Consider the following 17,014-nt stretch of genomic DNA (forward strand, 5'->3'; position numbering starts at 1 on the left):
GGGCGGCACACACCGACACCACGCCGGCGTGCGCCGCCCCACCGGCGTGTCACCGCCGTGAGCGGCCGGCGGCTACTCGTGCGGGCGGCGGCCGGGCCCCGTCCTCTCAGCTCTCCTCGGTGAGCTGCTCGTCCAGTTCGTCGAAGAGCAGCTCCCCGTGGTCGATCTGGCCGGTGCGGTACGCGGAGCGCGCGACCAGGTGCGCGGCGACCGGGCCGGTCATCAGCTGGAAGAAGCCGATCAGCGCCAGCGTCGCGAGGTCCATGCCGCTGCGCAGTCGCAGCGCCACCCCGGCCAGCACCAGCAGCAGGCCGAGTGACTGCGGCTTGGTCGCGGCGTGGCTGCGGGACAGGACGTCCGGCAGCCGCAGCATGCCGATCACCCCGAGCAGGCAGATGGCCGCGCCGATCAGGAGCAGGACCGCTCCCACCGTGTCCACGATCTGCAGCCAGAGGCTCATGGCGCCTCCTGTTCGGTCCGCGGTCCGCCGTCGGGGCGCCGCCGGCCCGGCGGCCGGTCGCGCACCGCGATGAAGCGCGCGATGCCGACCGACCCGGTGAAGCCGAGGAAGGCCAGCACCAGCATGATCGGGAAGTAGAACGCGTCGCGCGCGAAGGCGGACTTGGCGCCGAGCCCCGCGATGATGAGGGCGGCGCAGACATCCAGCGAGATCGCCCGGTCCAGCATCGAGGGGCCACGCCAGATGCGGAACAGCAACCCCGCCCCGGCGACGACGATCAGGACGACGGATGCGGTCAGCAGCACCCGGTCGACGGTCTCCGGCGCACTCATGCGCCCTCCTCGTGGTCTCCCGGCCGCGCGCCGGTGTGCGGTGCGGGCGGGACCGGGCCGGCGACCCGCTCGATCTCGTCACGGGTGCCGAAGGCCCGGACGGTCAGCTCCTCCATGCGCCATACGGAACGCCTGGCCGCGTCCAGTTCGGCGGGCCGGTCCGCGTCGAGGACGTGCACGAAGACGGTGGCGGTGGCGCGGCGCACCTCGACGATCGACCCGCCCGGCACGTTCGACACCGCGACGGCGGTCGCGGCGAGCATCAGGTCCGAGCGGCAGCGCAGCGGTACGGCGATGACGGCGGCCCGGTGCGGATGGTCCCCGAAGATCTGCCGGGTGACCTTCACGCCGGAGGTGTACATGTCGTAGAGCAGATAGCCGGCCAGCCGCAGGATGCCCCAGGGGTGCAGCCGCAGCCCCAGATCGACCTGCGGCAGGGGGAACGCCAGACACACGGCGACCGCGACCACCGCACCGGTCAGCACGTTGGCCCAGTTCAGGCTCGACCAGAGCATCACCCAGATGACGGTGAGCCAGGCGATCAGCGGGAGGTCGAGCACGCGAGGACGGCGCGTGCCGAACACCCAGCTGAGCGGGGGCAGGCCCTTGTTGCGGCGGGAGAGCTTGAGGCGTTTCACCGGCCGAGCACCGCCTCGATGTAGGGGACGCGCGCGATGAGTTCGGCGGCCGAGCGGTCGGTGTACGAGGTCAGCGGTCCGGCGAAGACGGTGAAGGCGAGTCCGAGCGCCACCGTCGCGGACGTGGCCCAGATCATCGGATGCGGCAGCCTGCGCGTGGTGGTGACGGCATGGCCGTGGAGGGTGGCCGCGACCGCGCGTCCGGCCGGCTCGTGGCGGGGGCGTACCCCTTCGTCGCCGGTGCCGGCCATCCGGTCGGGGCCCTCGTCGCTGTCGTCGTCGCTGTCGTCGTCGGATTCCAGGACCGTGCCGTCCGCGGCCTGGCCGGGGGGCGCGGCCCGCCAGAACGCCAGGTTCCAGACCTTGGCCATCACGTACAGCGTGAGCAGGCTGGTCACCGTGGCGCCGATGACGAGGATCCACGCCCAGACGCCGCCGTCGGCGACACCGGCGCGCATGAGTCCGAGCTTGCCGATGAAGCCGGAGAGCGGGGGGATGCCGGCCAGGTTCATCGCGGGCACGAAGAAGAGGACGGCCAGCAGCGGGGCGGCTCTGGCGATGCCGCCGAGGCGGGTGAGCTCGGTGGTGCCGCCCCGGCGTTCGATCAGTCCGGCCACCAGGAACAGCGTGGTCTGGACGGTGATGTGGTGGACGACGTAGACGATCGCGCCGCTGTACGCCTGCCTGGTGGCGAGGCCGATCCCGAAGATCATGTAGCCGATGTGGCTGATGAGGGTGAAGGAGAGCAGCCTCTTCAGGTCGGTCTGGGCGACGGCGCCCAGGATGCCGACGACCATCGAGGCGAGCGCCGCTGCCATCAGGAGGTCGCCGAGCCGGTTGCCGGGGAAGAGCAGGGTCTCGGTGCGCAGCATGGAGTAGACGCCGACCTTGGTGAGCAGGCCGGCGAAGACCGCGGTGACGGGTGCCGGAGCGGTCGGGTAGGAGTCGGGCAGCCAGGCGGCGAGGGGGAAGACGGCGGCCTTGATGGCGAAGACGGTGAGCAGCATCGCCTGGATCAGGGTCTGGACGCCCAGCGGGAGTGCGGTGAGGCGGCCGGCCAGCTGGGCGAAGTTGGCGGTACCGGTGGCCGCGTACGTCATGGCGATGGCGGTGAGGAAGAGCATCGAGGAGAAGAGGGAGATGATCACGTACGTGGAGCCCGCCCGGATCCGGGAGCCGGTGCCGCCCAGCGTGAGCAGGACGAAGCTGGCGACCAGCATGATCTCGAAGCCGACGTACAGGTTGACGAGGTCGCCGGCGAGGAAGGTGCAGGAGACCCCGGCGACCAGGATCAGGTAGGCGGGGTGGAAGACCGCGACCGGTGTCTCCTCGTCCCGGTCGGCCATGCCCTGGCCCAGGGAGTAGACGAGGACGCAGAGGGTCACCGCCGAGGAGACGGTCAGCATCAGGCCGGAGAGCCGGTCGGCGACGAGGGTGATGCCGAGCGGCGGTGCGAAGTCGCCGAGGTGGACGCTGAGCGGGCCGTGCGTGTCGGCGGCGATCATCAGGGCGACGGACAGCCCCAGTACGGCGCTGAGGACGACGACGCTGATGAAGCGCTGGAACCTTTTGAGCCGGGTGCCGAAGGCGAGGCTCAGGCCGGTGGCGCAGAGCGGCAGCAGCACCGGCAGGGGGACGAGCGCGTTCACCCGGCGTCTCCTCGGTTCACGTCGTCGGGGGCGTGGGGGGCGCCGTCGGTGCGTTCGGGACGTTCCGGGCCCTCGGCGGGTTCAGTGCCCCTGGTCCGCCCGGGGCCGTCGGTGGGTGCGGGGTGTCCGGCGGAGCGTGCCGGCGGGTAGTCCTCCGGGTCCGCGCCCAGGACGTCGTGCCACAGGTCCCCGCCGGCGTCCCGGCCGCGGGCCTGGAGGGCGCGGTCGGCGCGCAGGCGGGCCCGTAGCCGGCGGCGTTCCTCGCGGTAGCGGCGGCGCGCCTCGGCCGTGCGGTCGGACTCGGCCCGGTACTGCTCGCGCAGTTCGTCGCGCTCCCCCAGCACCTCGGCGCGCAGCACGATGCGCCGGTCCTCCAGGTCGTCGTGCACCTCGTCCGTACCGGTCAGCTGGTGACCGCGGTAGGCCATGGCGAGGAGGAACGCGGTGGTGGCCAGCGTGATGACGATCGCGGTGAGGGCGATGGCCTGGGGCAGCGGGTCCGTGACCCGGCCCAGCTCGACGCCGTAGAGCAGGGGTTCGCGGCCGGCCGCCCCGGTGGCGGACAGGACGAGCAGATTGATGCCGTTGCCCGCGATCACCGCGCCCAGCAGGATCCGGGTGAGGGGCCGGGTGAGCATGAGGATGCCGCCGACGGCGCACAGGACCGCGGCGGTGGCGAGGAGCGAGGCGCTGACGGTCACGGGGCGCCCCCCGTCTCCGGGGCCGGTCCGAAGGCCGGCCCGGCCGGCCGCGCGGCCGCCGCCTTCTCGGCCGCCGCCCGCTCGATCTGCCGGTCGACCTTCGCGCCGAGGGCCCGCACGATGTCCAGCACCACTCCCATGACCAGCAGGTAGACCCCGCAGTCGAAGATCACCGGTGTGCCGAAGTGGTAGTCGCCGATCAGCGGCAGGTGTCCGTGGTGGGTCCAGGCGTGCAGGACCGTGCCGTCCGCGAGGCCGAGCAGGGCCACTCCGGTGGAGAGGAACAGGCCGAGTCCGGTGAACAGGCCGGGCTGCAGGGGGGCGGCTTCGGCGAGTTCGAAGCGGCCGCCCGCCAGGTAGCGGGTGATGAAGGCGAGTCCGGCGACCAGTCCGGCGACGAAGCCGCCGCCCGGCATGTTCTCCGCGCAGAACAGCAGATACACCGAGAGCACCAGGATCGGGTGGAACAGCAGTCGGGCCACCACCTCGAAGACGAGGGAGCGGTGCTCGGGCGCGAGGGTGGCCCCGGCCGCCAGCCAGCCGCGCTCCGGCGCTCCTTCGTCGCCCTGCGGAACACCGGTCAGCGGGGGCGTGGTCACCGACCAGGCGGTGTGCCGCCGAGTCTCCGGAGGGGCCGCGTCCCCTTCCGCGCGCCGGTGCAGATAGATCAGGCTCGTCACGCCGACCGCCGCGGCGGCCAGGACGGCGGACTCCCCCATGGTGTCCCAGGCCCGCAGGTCCACCAGGATCGTGGCCACCACGTCCTTGAGGCCGTGGTGCGCGGTCTCCTCGACCATGGCGGCGCCCGCCGGCTCCGCCGTGCGGGCGGCCGCCGCGACCCACACCACCACACTCAGGGTGGCCGCCGCGGCCAGCGCCACCGGGATGCGCACGGCCCGCCGCCAGGTGCTCACCGACTCCTGGAAGTGCACCGGCATCCGCCGCAGCACCAGCACGAACACGATCATCGACACGGTCTCCACGCAGAACTGCGTGAGCGCCAGGTCCGGTCCGCCCTGCACGACGAAGAGCAGCGCGGTCCCGTATCCGGTGAGTCCGGCCAGCACCACGGCCTTCATGCGGCGGCTGACGGTCAGACAGCTCAGCGCCGCAGCGCAGGTCAGCACGGCGACGGCGCCCTGCAGCGGTACGTCCCACAGTCGCGGCGCCGACGCTCCGTGCCAGGGCCGGTCGACGCCGAGCACGGCGAGCTGGCCGGCGAGCACCACGAGCAGGGTGGTGGCGAGGTAGACCGACAGCGAGCCGCGCTGGACGAAACCGGTGATCTGCAGGGAGAGCCGTTCGAGTCCCAGCAGCAGGTGGCCGAAGACGCTGTCCGCGGTCGGCCAGGCGATCCGCCGGGAGAGCCGGGTGACCGGGCCGCGTGCGGCGAAGAGCAGTGCCCCGCCCGCCGTGGCGACGGCCGACAGCAGCGGGACGGTGCTCCAGCCGTGCCAGAGCGCGAGGTGGTACGGGTGGGCGGGGGCGGGGAAGACGTCCGCGTACGCGCTCAGCAGCCGGTCGGTCCACCCGACGCCGGGGCCCAGCACCAGCCCGCAGGCCGCGAGCAGGGCGGGCGGGGCGAGGAACGCCCAGCCGACTCGGTGGACCGGGGTGTCATGGACACGGGGCTTGCGCCAGAACGCGCCCCAGACGAACCGGACCGTGTACGCGACGGTGAGCATCGATCCCGCCACCGTGATGCCCAGCGCCCAGCGGTCCGCGGTGTCACCGTGCAGCAGGGCGCCGAAGGCGGCCTCCTTCGTGGCGAAGCCGAGCAGCGGGGGCAACGCGGCCATGGAGGCGGCGGCGGTCACGGCGACGGCGCAGACGTGGGGCAGCGACCGTCCGACGCCGGAGAGCATCCGCAGGTCCCGGGTCCCGGCGGCATGGTCGACGATGCCGGTGACGAGGAACAACGGCGCCTTGAACAGGGCGTGCCCGAGGATCATGGCGGCGGCGGCCAGCGCCGCGTCGCGGTTGCCGACGCCGGCGAGCAGGGTGAGGAAGCCGAGCTGGCTGACGGTGCCGTAGGCGAGGACGAGCTTCAGGTCGTTGAGCCGCAGGGCCCGCCAGCCGCCCAGCAGCATCGTCGCGGCGCCGAGGATCATCACGACGGGCCGCCACACGGGGACGTCGGCGAAGCCCGGGGCGAGCCGGGCGACCAGGTAGACGCCGGCCTTGACCATGGCCGCGGCGTGCAGATACGCGCTGACGGGAGTGGGCGCCGCCATGGCGTTCGGGAGCCAGAGGCTGAACGGCCAGATCGCCGACTTGGACAGGGCCCCGCACAGGATCAGCACCACTGCCACCGAGACGGCGAGGCTCGTGGGCGGCGGGTCGGCGAGGATCGCGGAGATGCGGTAGGTGCCCGCGGCCTGACCGACGATCAGGAAGCCGATGAGCATGGCGAGTCCGCCGAGGGTGGTGACGGTGAGCGCTTGGAGGGCGGAGCGGCGGCTGTGCCGCTGCTCGCTGTCGTATCCGATCAGCAGGTAGGAGAAGACGGTGGTCAGCTCCCAGAACACGTAGAGCGTGATCAGGTCGTCGCTGAGGACGAGGGCGAGCATGGCCCCGGCGAAGGCGAGCAGGATCCCGGCGAAGTTCGCCAGTTGCGGCGTGTCGTCCTTGAAGTACGAGGCGCAGTAGAGCAGGACCAGCGTGCCGATGCCGGCCGCGAGCAGCACCATGAGTTCGGCGAGGGCGTCCAGGCGCAGGCCGATGGAGACGTCGTACGCCGGGATCCAGGTCCACGACCAGGTGACCGAGGCTCCGGAGGCCGCCGTGTCCCACTGGGCGAACGCCCAGCAGGTCGTGGCGGCCGGGGGCAGCGCGAGGACGACGAAGGCGCGTGTGCCCAGCCGCCGCACCAGCGGTCGTGCGCACGCGGCGAGGATGAAGTGGCAGATGACGAGCGCGGTCATACGGCCCCGCGGAGTGGCCCGCACCCGTCCCGGGAGGGTGTCCGGGACGCGGCGGCCCCTGCCGCACCGGCCGACGCGCCGCAGGCGGTGGCGGACGCGAGGGCCGCGCGACGGTTCACGGCACCGGCTGTCGCCGTACGACGGGGCGTGGCACCGGGGGGTGCGGGGCGAGGGGCTTCCGAACAGACAGTGGGCACTAAATACAGATATATCCCCAGCGGCGCTTCACTCGTACGGCGCGCCGCGCCCACTGCGGCGCACTGGGATCGGTGGTGACCGGCACGGCCGGGGAGGCGCGGAGGGCGGCGCCTCCCGGTCCGGGCGGTGACGGGCCGTCATCCCCGCTTCGCACGGACTCCGCCGTCTCCCCGCACCGCAGCGCCCGCTCCGTGGGACCGATCTCAACGGGACTCTTCGGACAGCTCCGCGCGTTGATGGTGGTTTCGTGGATGATCGGTGTTGCACATGTGAGCCCGCTTCCATTCCATTTTTGCAGTGTGACTAATATCTATCCGTCGAAGTTCTCAACGGATTTGGCCAGTCGCGAGGCTGGCATCATCGTCAAGGAGCATGCCCTGCGCACGCGCGCGTCACGGCGGAGCGACTCGACCACAATGTCGCTGCGGACGGCCCTGCTCGTACTGGCCATCGTCCCCGGTGTAGCACTGGCCGCCCTCTGGGCCGTCACCAGTGGTCAGACTCTGCTCGACTTCCAAAGGCAGGCAGCCCAGGGGCAGTTGGCCCAGAAGGCCGGTCAGCCGTCCAACATCGTGTACTACAACCTGCAGGAGGAGCGGCGGCTGAGCGCCGAAGCTCTGGCCCGCGCCGGAGGTGCCACGGACGCGCTGCGCAAGCAGCGCAAGCTCACCGACGAAGCGATCAGCGACTTCCAGTCCCTCTCCGACATCGCCACCGACGACGCCCCGGGCGAGGTGCGGGACGCGGTGGTCCAGGCCCGCACGGCGATCACCCAACTCCCGGCCCAGCGCACCCTGGTCGACGAGGGTGACAACGACCAGCAGAAGGCCGTGTACCGCTACTACACGGACCTGATCTCCGTCGACATGCGGCTCTTCACCGCGCTCAGCCACGTGGACAACGGCGAGATCACCACGCTCTCACAGCCGCTGGTCGACCTGTTCTGGGCCAAGGAGATGATCTCGCGCTCCGATGCCCTGCTGGCGCGTGGCTGGTCCAAGGGCAAGCTGAGCACGGAGGACCTCCAGCAGGTCCGGCAGGCCGTCGCCGGCCAGTCCTTCCAGTACGCCACCAAGGTCGTCCCCTACCTTCCGGCGGACGAGAAGGCCATGTGGGAGGAGATCTCCGCCAGTTCGGCCTGGAAGACCAAGACCCAGGTGGAGAACCAGGTGCTGCGGCCCGCCGATGCGGACCGTGCCGGCTTCGTCAGCCTCGGCGCCGAGGAGAAGACCTGGCGCGGCGCGATGGACGAGGTCACGCCCCAGCTGGTGAAGCTGATGGAACACCGCACCGATCTCGTCGTGGCGAACGGCAAGGACAGCGTCGTCTCGCTGCTGGTCAGGGTCGTCCTCACCACGGTCGTCGGCCTCCTCGCCGTCGTCGCGGTCATCTGGATCACCTGGCGCCTCACCCGCAATCTGCGCCGCCGGATCGGCCGGCTCCAGGAGCGGGCCGAGGAGCTGGAGCAGGCGCTGCCCGACGTCGTCGAGCGGCTCGGCAAGGGCGAACGCATCGATGTCGAGACCGAGGCCCGCGCCATCGGACACGACCGCAAGGACGGCGGCAAGGCCGACGAGCTGACCCAGCTCGGCAACGCGCTCGACCTGGCCCGCACGAGTGCCCTGCAGGCGGCCGTCAGACAGGCCGACCAGCACCGCGGCTTCGAGCGGCTGCTGCAGCGCATCGCGCGCCGCACCCAGCAGTTGATCGGCCAGCAGCTGAAGAAGCTGGACGAGCTGGAGCGCAAGCACGAGGACCCCGAGGTGCTGGACGGCCTCTTCGACCTCGACCACCTCACCGCCCGCCTCCGGCGCTACGAGGAGAACCTCGTGATCCTGGCGGGCGGCTCCCCGCACCGGCGCTGGCGCAAGCCCGTACCGCTGCTGGACGTCATGCGCTCCGCCCAGGGCGAGGTGCAGGACTACCGGCGCGTGGTGCTGGATCTGGACGGTGCCCCGTGGCTCTCGGAGCGGGCCGTCGGGCCGGTCTCCCACGTGCTGGCGGAACTGATCGAGAACGCCCTCACCTTCTCCAAGCCGCCCAGCCCCGTCGAGGTCAGGGCGGCCCGGGTCAGCCGGGGCCTGGCCATCGAGGTCGAGGACCGCGGGCTCGGCATGGACGAGCAGCAGCTCGCCGAGGCCAACGAGCTGATGAGCAGGCCGCCCCGGATGGACGTGCTGGCGCACGCCGACGACATCCGGCTCGGTCTGTACGTGATCGCGCGCCTCGCCGACCAGCACGGCCTGCGGGTGGAGTTCCGCCAGTCGGCCTTCGGCGGCACCCGGGTCGTCCTGCTCGTCCCCGACGCGCTCACCGTCCCCGGCCCGCACTCCGGTCCGGTGGCCGTGCCCGCACCCGAGGAGACGGGCGCCATGCCGGCCCCGGTCCCCGCCGCGACCCCCGACGCCGACGCGCTGCCCAGCCGGGGCCGCGGCCAGGCCCTCGCCGGAGTCACGGCACTGCACGCCTCGGGCGCACCGTTCGAGACCAGCGGCGCGCCCTACACGGTGGCGGACGAGCCCTTCCCCGACCGGGAGGAGCAGCCGGGGCCGGACCCCGCCGACACGCCGTTCGCCGGTGCGGAGCATCCGTACACGCCGTACACCGACAACACCCCGGCCGGGGCGTACGGCCACGCCGCACCCGCCTCCCCTTACGGCGACGCGGACCGCGACGCGTACGGCGAGCGGAACGACACGACGTACGGCGGCTCCCCCCAGGACACGTACGCCGATGCCGAGCAGCCGTACATGAAGGCCGAGGGCCAGTACCCCGTGCCGCACCAGCCCTACCCGGCGCCCGAGGAGCCGTACGTGCCTGCGCCCCAGTCCTACCCGGGACCGTACGCGGCGGGCGTCCCCGACCTGAGCGGCTTCCCGGTCCCCGGGCCCCGGCAGCCGGAACCGGCCGCCCGGCGCCCCGGGCAGCTGCCGGTGGCGGAGCCCGACCATCCGGCTCCCCCGGCGGCGGGCACGACCGGCCGGGAGGGCTGGCCGGGGCGGCCCGCGCTGCCGGGGGCGCCCGCCGCGGAACCCCCGTTGCCGCGCCGGGTACGACAGGCCAGCCTCGCGGACGAACTGCGGATCGACCCGGCCTCCGGGCCTGCCGCCTCCTCGCCGCCGAGCCGTCCGGCCGACCCGCTGCCCCGTCCGGCCCCGCGCCGCGCCGGCGCCGCCATCGGAGCCTTCCAGCGGCGGTCCCGCGCCGCCCGCGCGACTGACGAGCCGCCTGCGCGGCCCGCCCCTCCCGCACCCCTCCCCTCGAGAGAAGAACGGTCATGACACGTACAACCGCCACTCACCAGGATCTCGACTGGCTGCTCGACGGTCTCGTGGACTCGGTGGCCGAGACCCGGAACGCCGTGCTGCTCTCCGACGACGGCCTCGTGGTGAGCCATTCGCGCACCGTCGAGCGGGCCGACGCCGAGCGGCTGGCCGCCATCTGCACCGGGCAGCAGAGCCTGGCCCGCGGGGTGGGCCAGCTCTTCAACGGCGGCGGCGTGCACCAGGTGATCGTCGAGCTGTCGGATCTGTGGCTCTTCATCATCTCGGCGGCCCAGGGGACGCACCTGGCCGTCGTCGCCTCCCAGGAGGTGGACGCCGAGATCATGTCGCTCGCCATGCACAACCTCGTCCAGCAGGTCGGGCAGAAGCTCAGCACTCCCGTGCGGAGCGACTTCGACGCCTTCGGCGGCGGGGACGGGCCGCGCGCGTGACCCCGCCCTGGGAGGACGAGGACCCCTACGCCGACGGGGAGGACGGGGCGGGCACCATGGTGCGCCCGTACACCATCACCCGTGGCCGGACCGCCCCCGAGCGGGACGACTTCAGCCTCATCACCGTGCTGACGACCGCGCACGACCCGCGGGACGAGCACGGGGCGGCCGTCCGTCCGGGCAGGCTCCAGCCGGAGCACCGGATGATCCTGGAGCGCTGTCTGCGTCCCGCCGCGGTCGCCGAGGTCGCAGCGGATCTCAACCTCCCGGTCTCGGTGACCAAGATCCTGCTGGCGGACCTGGTCGCCCAGGGCCTGCTGCTCGCCCGCGCGCCCCTGTCGGTGGCCCGGGCGGCCGGCGGCGCCGACAGGGGAATGCTGGCAGCCCTTCGCGACGGACTCGGGAGACTCTGAGCCAAGATGACCATCAGTCAGGCGGCTCCCGCCGCCGTGAAAATCCTCGTCGCCGGCGGCTTCGGCGTCGGTAAGACCACCCTCGTGGGCGCCGTCAGCGAGGTCGCGCCCCTGCACACCGAGGAGTTCCTGACCAAGGCCAGCATCGGCGTCGACGACCTGGCCGGTGTGGGGCAGAAGGACACGACCACCGTGGCCCTGGACTTCGGCCGGATCACGGTCAGCCAGGAGCTCGTCGTCTACCTGTTCGGCACCCCGGGCCAGGAACGCTTCTGGTTCATGTGGAACGACCTGGTCAACGGTGCCCTCGGCGGTGTCGTGATCGCCGACACCCGGCGGCTGGAGACCAGCTTCGCGTCGATCGACTTCTTCGAGAGCCGGGACATCCCGTTCGTCGTGGCGATCAACTGCTTCCACGGCCACAACACCCGGACGCCGGACGAGGTCAGGGCCGCTCTCGACCTCGACCCGCACGTCCCCCTGCTGCTCGGCGACGTACGGGAGAGGCCCTTCGGCCGTGACGTGCTGCTGGCCCTCGTGGACCACCTGATGAGCCTGCCCGTCGCGGCCGGCTGATCACCCCTTCCCCCGGCACTTCGCACCTTCCCGCAATGGAGAGTTCCCCTATGGCAACACCTCTGCGCGTCCTGATCCACGGTGGCGGCATCGGCGGCCTGACGCTCGCCACCGCCCTGGCCCGGCGCGGCCACACCGTCGAGGTCGTCGAACTCCGCGACCAGCTGGAGGCCCTGGGCGTCGGCATCATCCAGCCGTCCAACGCCCTGCACGTCATGCGGGAGATCGGCGTCCTCGACGACTGCCTCAAGGCGGGCTTCGAGTGGGAGGTCCTGACCATCGCCGACCCGGCCGGCAACACGCTGGCCGAGATCCCGCAGCCCCGCATGGACGACGCCCCGTCCAACAACGGCATCCCGCGCCCCGCGCTCGCCCGGATACTCGGCGCCGCGGCCACGGCGGCCGGGGCCACGATCCGTTTCGGCGCGACCGTCTCGGAGCTCACCGACGACGGCGAGGGCGTGGACGTCACCCTGTCCGACGGTTCGGCCGCGCGCTGGGACCTCGTCGTCGGCTTCGACGGCATCGGCTCGCCGCTGCGCACCCTGCTGTACGGCGACCGCTACACCCCCCAGTACACCGGCTTCGCCAACTGGCGTGTCACCGTGCCCCGTCAGGAGCACGTCCGGGGCGTCGTGATGGGCACCGCGGGCCAGGCCGCCAAGGCGCTGCTCACCCCGATCACGGACGAGCTGATGTACCTGGGCACGGTGTTCGCCGAGCACGAGGACTTCCGGCCCGACGCGGAGAAGGCGCACGAGCAGCTCAAGGAGCGGCTGCCGATGTTCACCGGCCCGGTCGCCGAGGCGCTCGCCGCGGTCACCGGACCGGAAGCGGTGGTGTACTCGCGGATCTCCCAGGTGACCGTCGAGGAGCCGTGGCACGTCGGCCGCGTGGTCCTGGCCGGTGACGCCGCGCACGCGAGCACCCCGCACATCGCGCAGGGTGCGGCGATGGCGGTGGAGGACGCGCTGGTGCTCGCCCAGTCGCTGGACGCCGAGGCGGACGTCGCGGCCGCGCTCGACACCTGGGAGGCCCGCCGCCGCCCCCGTGCCATGTGGGTGCAGGCGATGTCGCGCGCCGTGCTCAAGCAGGAGACGGGCGGGGAGACGACGCCCGAGGAGGACGAGCTGCTGAAGGTGGGCATCCCGGGCGCGGCGCACGTGCTGGTGCAGCCGTACTGACGCGCTGATCGCCCTGAACGCCCCGTGCGGGCCCGGACCGCGGGCTCGCACGGGGCGTTCGCGGTGTCCGGGGCCGGGTGTCAGGGCAGGACCGCCGTCCCGTCGATCTCGACCAGTGCCTGTTCGTCCCAGAGCCGCGCCACCCCGATGACGGCCATCGCCGGGTAGTCGCGGCCCGCCAGCCGGCGCCAGATACGGCCCAGTTCGGCGGCGTTCGCCCGGTAGTCGGCGACGTCCGTGGCGTAGACCGTGACCCGGGCCAGATCCGCCGGGGAGCCCCCCGCCGCGCGCAGGGCGGTGAGCAGGTTGGTGAGGGCGGTGGTGAACTGCTCGGGCAGGGTGCTCCCGCTGATGTCGCCCCGGTGGTCCAGGGCCGTCTGCCCGGCCAGGAAGACCAGGTGGCTCCCGGTGGCGGTGACGGCGTGCGAGAAGCCCGTGGGCGGTGAGAGTTCGGCGGGGTTGATCCGGTGGTTCGGGCTCATGCGGACGGCTCCCGGTTCGCGTACAGCTCCTTGGCGATGATGGTGCGCTGGACCTCGCTCGCGCCCTCGTAGATGCGGGGTGCGCGGACCTCGCGGTAGAGGTGTTCGAGCAGATGGCCGCGGCGCAGGGCGCGGGCGCCGTGCAGCTGGACGGCGGTGTCCACGACGTACTGCGCGGTCTCGGTGGCGTACAGCTTCGCCATGGCGGCCCGTCGCGGGACGCCGGGCTCCCCCGCGTCGTACGCGGCGGCGGCCGCGTACACCAGCAGCCGGGCGGCCTCGGTGCGGGTGGCCATCTCGGCGACCTGGTGGGAGACGGCCTGGAGGTCGCCCAGCGGTCCGCCGAACGCGGTGCGGGTCGCGGTGTGTTCCACGGTGGCGTCGAGCGCGGCGCGGGCCATGCCGAGGGCGAAGGCGCCGACGCTGGGCCGGAAGAGGTTGAGGGTGTTCATGGCGACCCGGAAGCCACGGTCCGGTTCGCCGAGCACGTCGTCGGCGGCGACCGGCACACCGTCGAAGTGGAGCGCGCCGATCGGGTGCGGGGAGAGCATGTCCAGTGCGGTGCCGGTCAGGCCGGGGCGGTCGGCGGGCACCAGGAACGCGGTGACGCCGCGCGCTCCGGCGTCCCGCGTCGTCCGGGCGAAGACGGTGTAGAAGTCGGCCTCCGGGGCGTTGGAGATCCAGCACTTCTCGCCGGTCAGCCGCCAGCCGCCGGGCGCGGGTACGGCGTCGAGTGCCAGGGCCGCCGCGTCGGAGCCGGCCCCCGGCTCGCTGAGTGCGAACGCGGCGACGGCGCGCCCCGCGCGGACCTCGGGGAGCCAGCGCTCGCGGTGGGCCGGGCTACCCGCCTGCACGACGGGGTACGTCCCGAGGCCCTGGAGCGCCAGGGCGGTCTCGGCCTCCGTGCAGCCACGGGCGAGCGATTCGCGCAGCAGACACAGGTCGAGGGCTCCGGAGCCGAGCAGCCGGTCGAGCAGACCCAGCTCGCCGAGCGCGGCGACCAGGGGGCGGTTGACGTGTCCCGGCTCACCCTTCTCCGCGAGGGGGCGCAGCCGCTCCTCCGCCAGGGTGCGCAGCTCCTCGCACCAGGCGGTCTGTGCCGGATCGAGCGAGAATGCCGTCATACCGGCGCCTCTCCTGTCGAAAGTCCCGTCGGAAGCTGTGCGTGTGCGGGTGCCGTCCCTCCCGGGGACCGCCCCTTTTATCGCGGACCGTTGACTACCGTCACCCAAACGATACGCTCCAAGGGCGACAAGGGGGCGATCCTTCATGGACCCGAACACCTCAGCGCACATCGACAGCTTCGCCAGGGAGCACCTGCCACCCGCCGACCAGTGGCCGGAACTGGTCTTCGACCTGCCCGAGCTGCACTATCCGGAGCGCCTCAACTGCGCCGCCGAGCTCCTGGACCGTACGACCGAGCGCTTCGGACCCGGCCGGCCGGCGTTCCGTACGCCCGACGGCGGGGTGCTGAGCTACGGGGAGCTGGGGGAGCTGGTCGACTCGATCGCCCATGTCCTCACCTCGGAGCTGGGGGTCGTGCCCGGCAACCGCGTGCTGTTGCGCGGCCCCACCACGCCCCGCCTCGCCGCCTGCTGGCTCGCGGTGCTGAAGGCCGGCGCGATCGCCGTCACCGTACTGGCCCAGCAGCGGGCGGCCGAGCTCGCCACGATCTGCTCGATCGCCCGGATCAGCCATGCGCTGTGCGACGTCCGGTCGGTCGACGACCTGGTCAGGGCGGAGGTACCGGGGCTGCGGATCACGGCGTACGGCGGCGACGCCCCCGACGACCTGCTGCGGCTGGCCGCCGGCCGGCCCGGCCCCTACCGGGCCGTGGACACCGCGGCGGACGACGTGGCACTGATCGCGTTCACCTCGGGAACCACCGGCCGCCCCAAGGGCTGCATGCATCTGCACCGCGATGTGCTCGCCATCGCGGACACCTTCTCCCGGCACGTCCTGCGGCCCGCCCCCGACGACGTCTTCGCCGGCAGTCCGCCGCTCGGCTTCACCTTCGGGCTCGGCGGCCTGGTCGTCTTCCCGCTGCGGGCCGGTGCGTCGGCGCTGCTGCTGGAACAGGCGGGCCCCAAGCAGTTGCTGCCCGCCCTGGCCGCGCACCGCGTCTCGGTGCTGTTCACCGCCCCGACCGCCTACCGGGTGATGCTCGACCAGCTGGACGGGCACGACCTCTCCGCGCTGCGGCGCTGTGTGTCCGCGGGTGAGAACCTGCCGGTCGCCACCTGGCACGCCTGGTACGAGCGGACCGGTCTGCGGATCATCAACGGCATCGGCGCCACCGAGCTGCTGCACATCTTCGTCTCCGCCGCCGACGAGGCGATCCGCCCCGGCACCACCGGCATCCCGGTCCCCGGCTGGCAGGCCAGGGTGGTGGACCGGGACGGCGAACCGGTGGAGGACGGCGAACCGGGACTGCTCGCCGTACGCGGACCGGTCGGCTGCCGCTACCTCGCCGACGAGCGTCAGCGGGAGTACGTGCGGCACGGCTGGAACCTCACCGGAGACACCTATGTGCGCGACGCGGACGGCTACTTCCGTTACGTGGCCCGCGCCGACGACATGATCATCTCCTCCGGCTACAACATCGCCGGCCCCGAGGTCGAGGACGCCCTGCTGCGTCACCCGGAGGTGGCGGAGGCCGCGGTGGTGGGCCGCGCGGACGAGCTGCGCGGCCGGATCGTCGCGGCGTACGTGGTGCGCAGGGAGGACTCCGCCCTCACGGCCGACGCGCTGCGCGCCTTCATGCGGGCCGAACTGGCCCCGCACAAATGCCCCCGCCTCATCACGTTCCTGCCCGCGCTCCCCCGTACCGCGACCGGCAAACTGCAACGGTTCCGACTCCGTGAGGACGACCCCGCTGCGGGCACCGGCGCACCGGGCCGAGAATGATCACATGGTCGAACCGCACACCCCCCGTTCGCTGATCGTCACCCTCTTCGGTGCGTACGGCCGCACCCCGGGCGACGCCCCGATGCCGGTGGCGGAACTCGTCCGGCTGCTCGGCGCCGTCGGTGTGGAAGCCCCCGCCGTGCGTTCCTCCGTCTCCCGGCTGAAGCGGCGCGGCCTGCTCGTCGCGGCCCGGACGCCGGGCGGGGCGGCCGGCTACGCGCTCTCGGCCGACGCCCGCCAGCTGCTCGACGACGGGGACCGGCGGATCTACCGGCATCCGGACCCGCGCCTCGAGGACGGCTGGGTGCTCGCGGTGTTCTCCGTACCGGAGACCGAACGCCACAAGCGGCATCTGCTGCGCTCCCGGCTGTCGGGACTCGGCTTCGGCACGGCCGCACCGGGCGTGTGGATCGCACCGGCCGCGCTGTACGACGAGACCCGGCACACCCTGGAGCGCCTCGGGCTCGCCCCGTACGTGGAGCTGTTCCGCGGCGACCATCTGGGTTTCGCGGCCACCGGGGAGTCGGTGGGCCGGTGGTGGGACCTGGACGCCGTGGCCCGGCTGCACGAAGGGTTCCTGACGCGGCACGAGCCGGTGCTGCGGTCCTGGGAAGCCCGCCCGGACGAGCCGCCGGCTCCGGAGGCCGCGTACCGGGACTACCTGATGGCGCTGGACTCCTGGCGGCAGGTGCCGTACGCGGATCCGGGGCTGCCGAAGGAGCTGCTTCCGCCGACGTGGCCGGGCGGCAGGTCGGCCGAGGTGTTCGGGCGGCTGCACGAGCGGCTGCGGGACGCAGGGGCACTGTTCGTGCGCCGGTAATCCGGTACCCCCGAC

Annotated in this window: 15 protein-coding genes; 7 read left to right on the forward strand and 8 right to left on the reverse strand. The window is 72.8% G+C overall.

What is annotated here, in order from left to right; translation table 11 throughout:
- Positions 1-106: 106 nt before the first annotated feature.
- The 6 genes from mnhG to ABZ454_RS17980 are packed head-to-tail and all read right to left on the reverse strand — an operon-like array spanning position 107 to position 6,704.
- On the reverse strand, positions 107-460 hold the full coding sequence (gene mnhG / locus ABZ454_RS17955; protein ID WP_359539012.1) for a monovalent cation/H(+) antiporter subunit G: 354 nt from the start codon (positions 458-460) through the stop codon (positions 107-109).
- Positions 457-792 (reverse strand): monovalent cation/H+ antiporter complex subunit F, encoded by a 336-nt coding sequence (locus ABZ454_RS17960; RefSeq protein WP_359539014.1) that lies wholly within the window; start codon positions 790-792, stop codon positions 457-459. The genes mnhG and ABZ454_RS17960 overlap by 4 nt, the downstream gene beginning before the upstream one ends.
- Positions 789-1,430 carry a Na+/H+ antiporter subunit E gene (locus ABZ454_RS17965; RefSeq protein ID WP_359539016.1) on the reverse strand — a complete coding sequence of 214 codons (642 nt, stop codon included), beginning with the start codon at positions 1,428-1,430 and terminating at the stop codon, positions 789-791. The genes ABZ454_RS17960 and ABZ454_RS17965 overlap by 4 nt, the downstream gene beginning before the upstream one ends.
- The gene (locus tag ABZ454_RS17970; protein WP_359539017.1) at positions 1,427-3,079 is read right to left on the reverse strand and encodes a Na+/H+ antiporter subunit D; all 1,653 of its coding nucleotides are present in this window, start codon (positions 3,077-3,079) and stop codon (positions 1,427-1,429) included. Before ABZ454_RS17970 ends, ABZ454_RS17965 begins: the two co-directional genes overlap by 4 nt.
- Entirely contained in the window at positions 3,076-3,780 is a 705-nt protein-coding gene (locus tag ABZ454_RS17975; protein ID WP_359539020.1) for a Na(+)/H(+) antiporter subunit C, read from the reverse strand. Before ABZ454_RS17975 ends, ABZ454_RS17970 begins: the two co-directional genes overlap by 4 nt.
- A complete protein-coding gene (locus ABZ454_RS17980; protein ID WP_359539021.1) occupies positions 3,777-6,704 on the reverse strand; it encodes a Na+/H+ antiporter subunit A in 2,928 nt (975 codons plus the stop codon). The genes ABZ454_RS17975 and ABZ454_RS17980 overlap by 4 nt, the downstream gene beginning before the upstream one ends.
- A 614-nt stretch (positions 6,705-7,318) precedes the next feature.
- Here ABZ454_RS17980 and ABZ454_RS17985 point away from each other — a divergent pair.
- Genes ABZ454_RS17985 through ABZ454_RS18005 form a run of 5 tightly spaced genes read left to right on the forward strand, consistent with a single transcriptional unit; the run spans position 7,319 to position 12,790 of the window.
- Positions 7,319-10,183, forward strand: coding sequence for a nitrate- and nitrite sensing domain-containing protein (locus ABZ454_RS17985; RefSeq protein ID WP_359539023.1), 2,865 nt, complete (start codon positions 7,319-7,321; stop codon positions 10,181-10,183).
- Entirely contained in the window at positions 10,180-10,617 is a 438-nt protein-coding gene (locus ABZ454_RS17990; protein WP_359539024.1) for a roadblock/LC7 domain-containing protein, read from the forward strand. Before ABZ454_RS17985 ends, ABZ454_RS17990 begins: the two co-directional genes overlap by 4 nt.
- 56 nt (positions 10,618-10,673) lie before the next feature.
- Positions 10,674-11,030: a DUF742 domain-containing protein gene (locus ABZ454_RS17995; protein ID WP_359539105.1), complete on the forward strand. Its 357-nt coding sequence runs from the start codon at positions 10,674-10,676 to the stop codon at positions 11,028-11,030.
- Between the two features lie 6 nt (positions 11,031-11,036).
- Positions 11,037-11,606: an ATP/GTP-binding protein gene (locus ABZ454_RS18000; RefSeq protein ID WP_356320667.1), complete on the forward strand. Its 570-nt coding sequence runs from the start codon at positions 11,037-11,039 to the stop codon at positions 11,604-11,606.
- Between the two features lie 50 nt (positions 11,607-11,656).
- Positions 11,657-12,790 carry an FAD-dependent monooxygenase gene (locus tag ABZ454_RS18005; protein ID WP_359539026.1) on the forward strand — a complete coding sequence of 378 codons (1,134 nt, stop codon included), beginning with the start codon at positions 11,657-11,659 and terminating at the stop codon, positions 12,788-12,790.
- Between the two features lie 80 nt (positions 12,791-12,870).
- On the opposite strand, the gene ABZ454_RS18010 is transcribed toward ABZ454_RS18005, so the two are convergent.
- Both ABZ454_RS18010 and ABZ454_RS18015 read right to left on the reverse strand, forming a co-directional pair.
- Positions 12,871-13,272: a RidA family protein gene (locus ABZ454_RS18010; RefSeq protein ID WP_359539029.1), complete on the reverse strand. Its 402-nt coding sequence runs from the start codon at positions 13,270-13,272 to the stop codon at positions 12,871-12,873.
- Positions 13,269-14,396, reverse strand: a complete 1,128-nt coding sequence (locus tag ABZ454_RS18015) for an acyl-CoA dehydrogenase family protein (protein ID WP_359539031.1) — start codon at positions 14,394-14,396, stop codon at positions 13,269-13,271. The genes ABZ454_RS18010 and ABZ454_RS18015 overlap by 4 nt, the downstream gene beginning before the upstream one ends.
- A 145-nt stretch (positions 14,397-14,541) precedes the next feature.
- Here ABZ454_RS18015 and ABZ454_RS18020 point away from each other — a divergent pair, with 145 nt between their 5' ends.
- Positions 14,542-16,179: an AMP-binding protein gene (locus tag ABZ454_RS18020; protein WP_359539032.1), complete on the forward strand. Its 1,638-nt coding sequence runs from the start codon at positions 14,542-14,544 to the stop codon at positions 16,177-16,179.
- A 4-nt stretch (positions 16,180-16,183) separates the two neighbouring features.
- A complete protein-coding gene (locus ABZ454_RS18025) occupies positions 16,184-16,999 on the forward strand; it encodes a PaaX family transcriptional regulator C-terminal domain-containing protein (RefSeq protein WP_359539034.1) in 816 nt (271 codons plus the stop codon).
- Positions 17,000-17,014: the final 15 nt, after the last annotated feature.

Origin of the sequence: Streptomyces sp. NPDC005803 (assembly GCF_040630435.1) — a bacterium.
Taxonomy (GTDB): Bacteria; Actinomycetota; Actinomycetes; order Streptomycetales; family Streptomycetaceae; genus Streptomyces.

Excerpts from the sequence above, each read along its gene's own strand:
- mnhG (WP_359539012.1), bottom strand. The coding sequence starts at position 460 with ATGAGCCTCTGGCTGCAGATCGTGGACACGGTGGGAGCGGTCCTGCTC.
- ABZ454_RS17960 (WP_359539014.1), bottom strand. The coding sequence starts at position 792 with ATGAGTGCGCCGGAGACCGTCGACCGGGTGCTGCTGACCGCATCCGTC.
- ABZ454_RS17980 (WP_359539021.1), bottom strand. The coding sequence starts at position 6,704 with ATGACCGCGCTCGTCATCTGCCACTTCATCCTCGCCGCGTGCGCACGA.
- ABZ454_RS17985 (WP_359539023.1), top strand. The coding sequence starts at position 7,319 with ATGTCGCTGCGGACGGCCCTGCTCGTACTGGCCATCGTCCCCGGTGTA.
- ABZ454_RS17990 (WP_359539024.1), top strand. The coding sequence starts at position 10,180 with ATGACACGTACAACCGCCACTCACCAGGATCTCGACTGGCTGCTCGAC.
- ABZ454_RS17995 (WP_359539105.1), top strand. The coding sequence starts at position 10,674 with ATGGTGCGCCCGTACACCATCACCCGTGGCCGGACCGCCCCCGAGCGG.
- ABZ454_RS18000 (WP_356320667.1), top strand. The coding sequence starts at position 11,037 with ATGACCATCAGTCAGGCGGCTCCCGCCGCCGTGAAAATCCTCGTCGCC.
- ABZ454_RS18005 (WP_359539026.1), top strand. The coding sequence starts at position 11,657 with ATGGCAACACCTCTGCGCGTCCTGATCCACGGTGGCGGCATCGGCGGC.
- ABZ454_RS18010 (WP_359539029.1), bottom strand. The coding sequence starts at position 13,272 with ATGAGCCCGAACCACCGGATCAACCCCGCCGAACTCTCACCGCCCACG.
- ABZ454_RS18015 (WP_359539031.1), bottom strand. The coding sequence starts at position 14,396 with ATGACGGCATTCTCGCTCGATCCGGCACAGACCGCCTGGTGCGAGGAG.
- ABZ454_RS18020 (WP_359539032.1), top strand. The coding sequence starts at position 14,542 with ATGGACCCGAACACCTCAGCGCACATCGACAGCTTCGCCAGGGAGCAC.
- ABZ454_RS18025 (WP_359539034.1), top strand. The coding sequence starts at position 16,184 with ATGGTCGAACCGCACACCCCCCGTTCGCTGATCGTCACCCTCTTCGGT.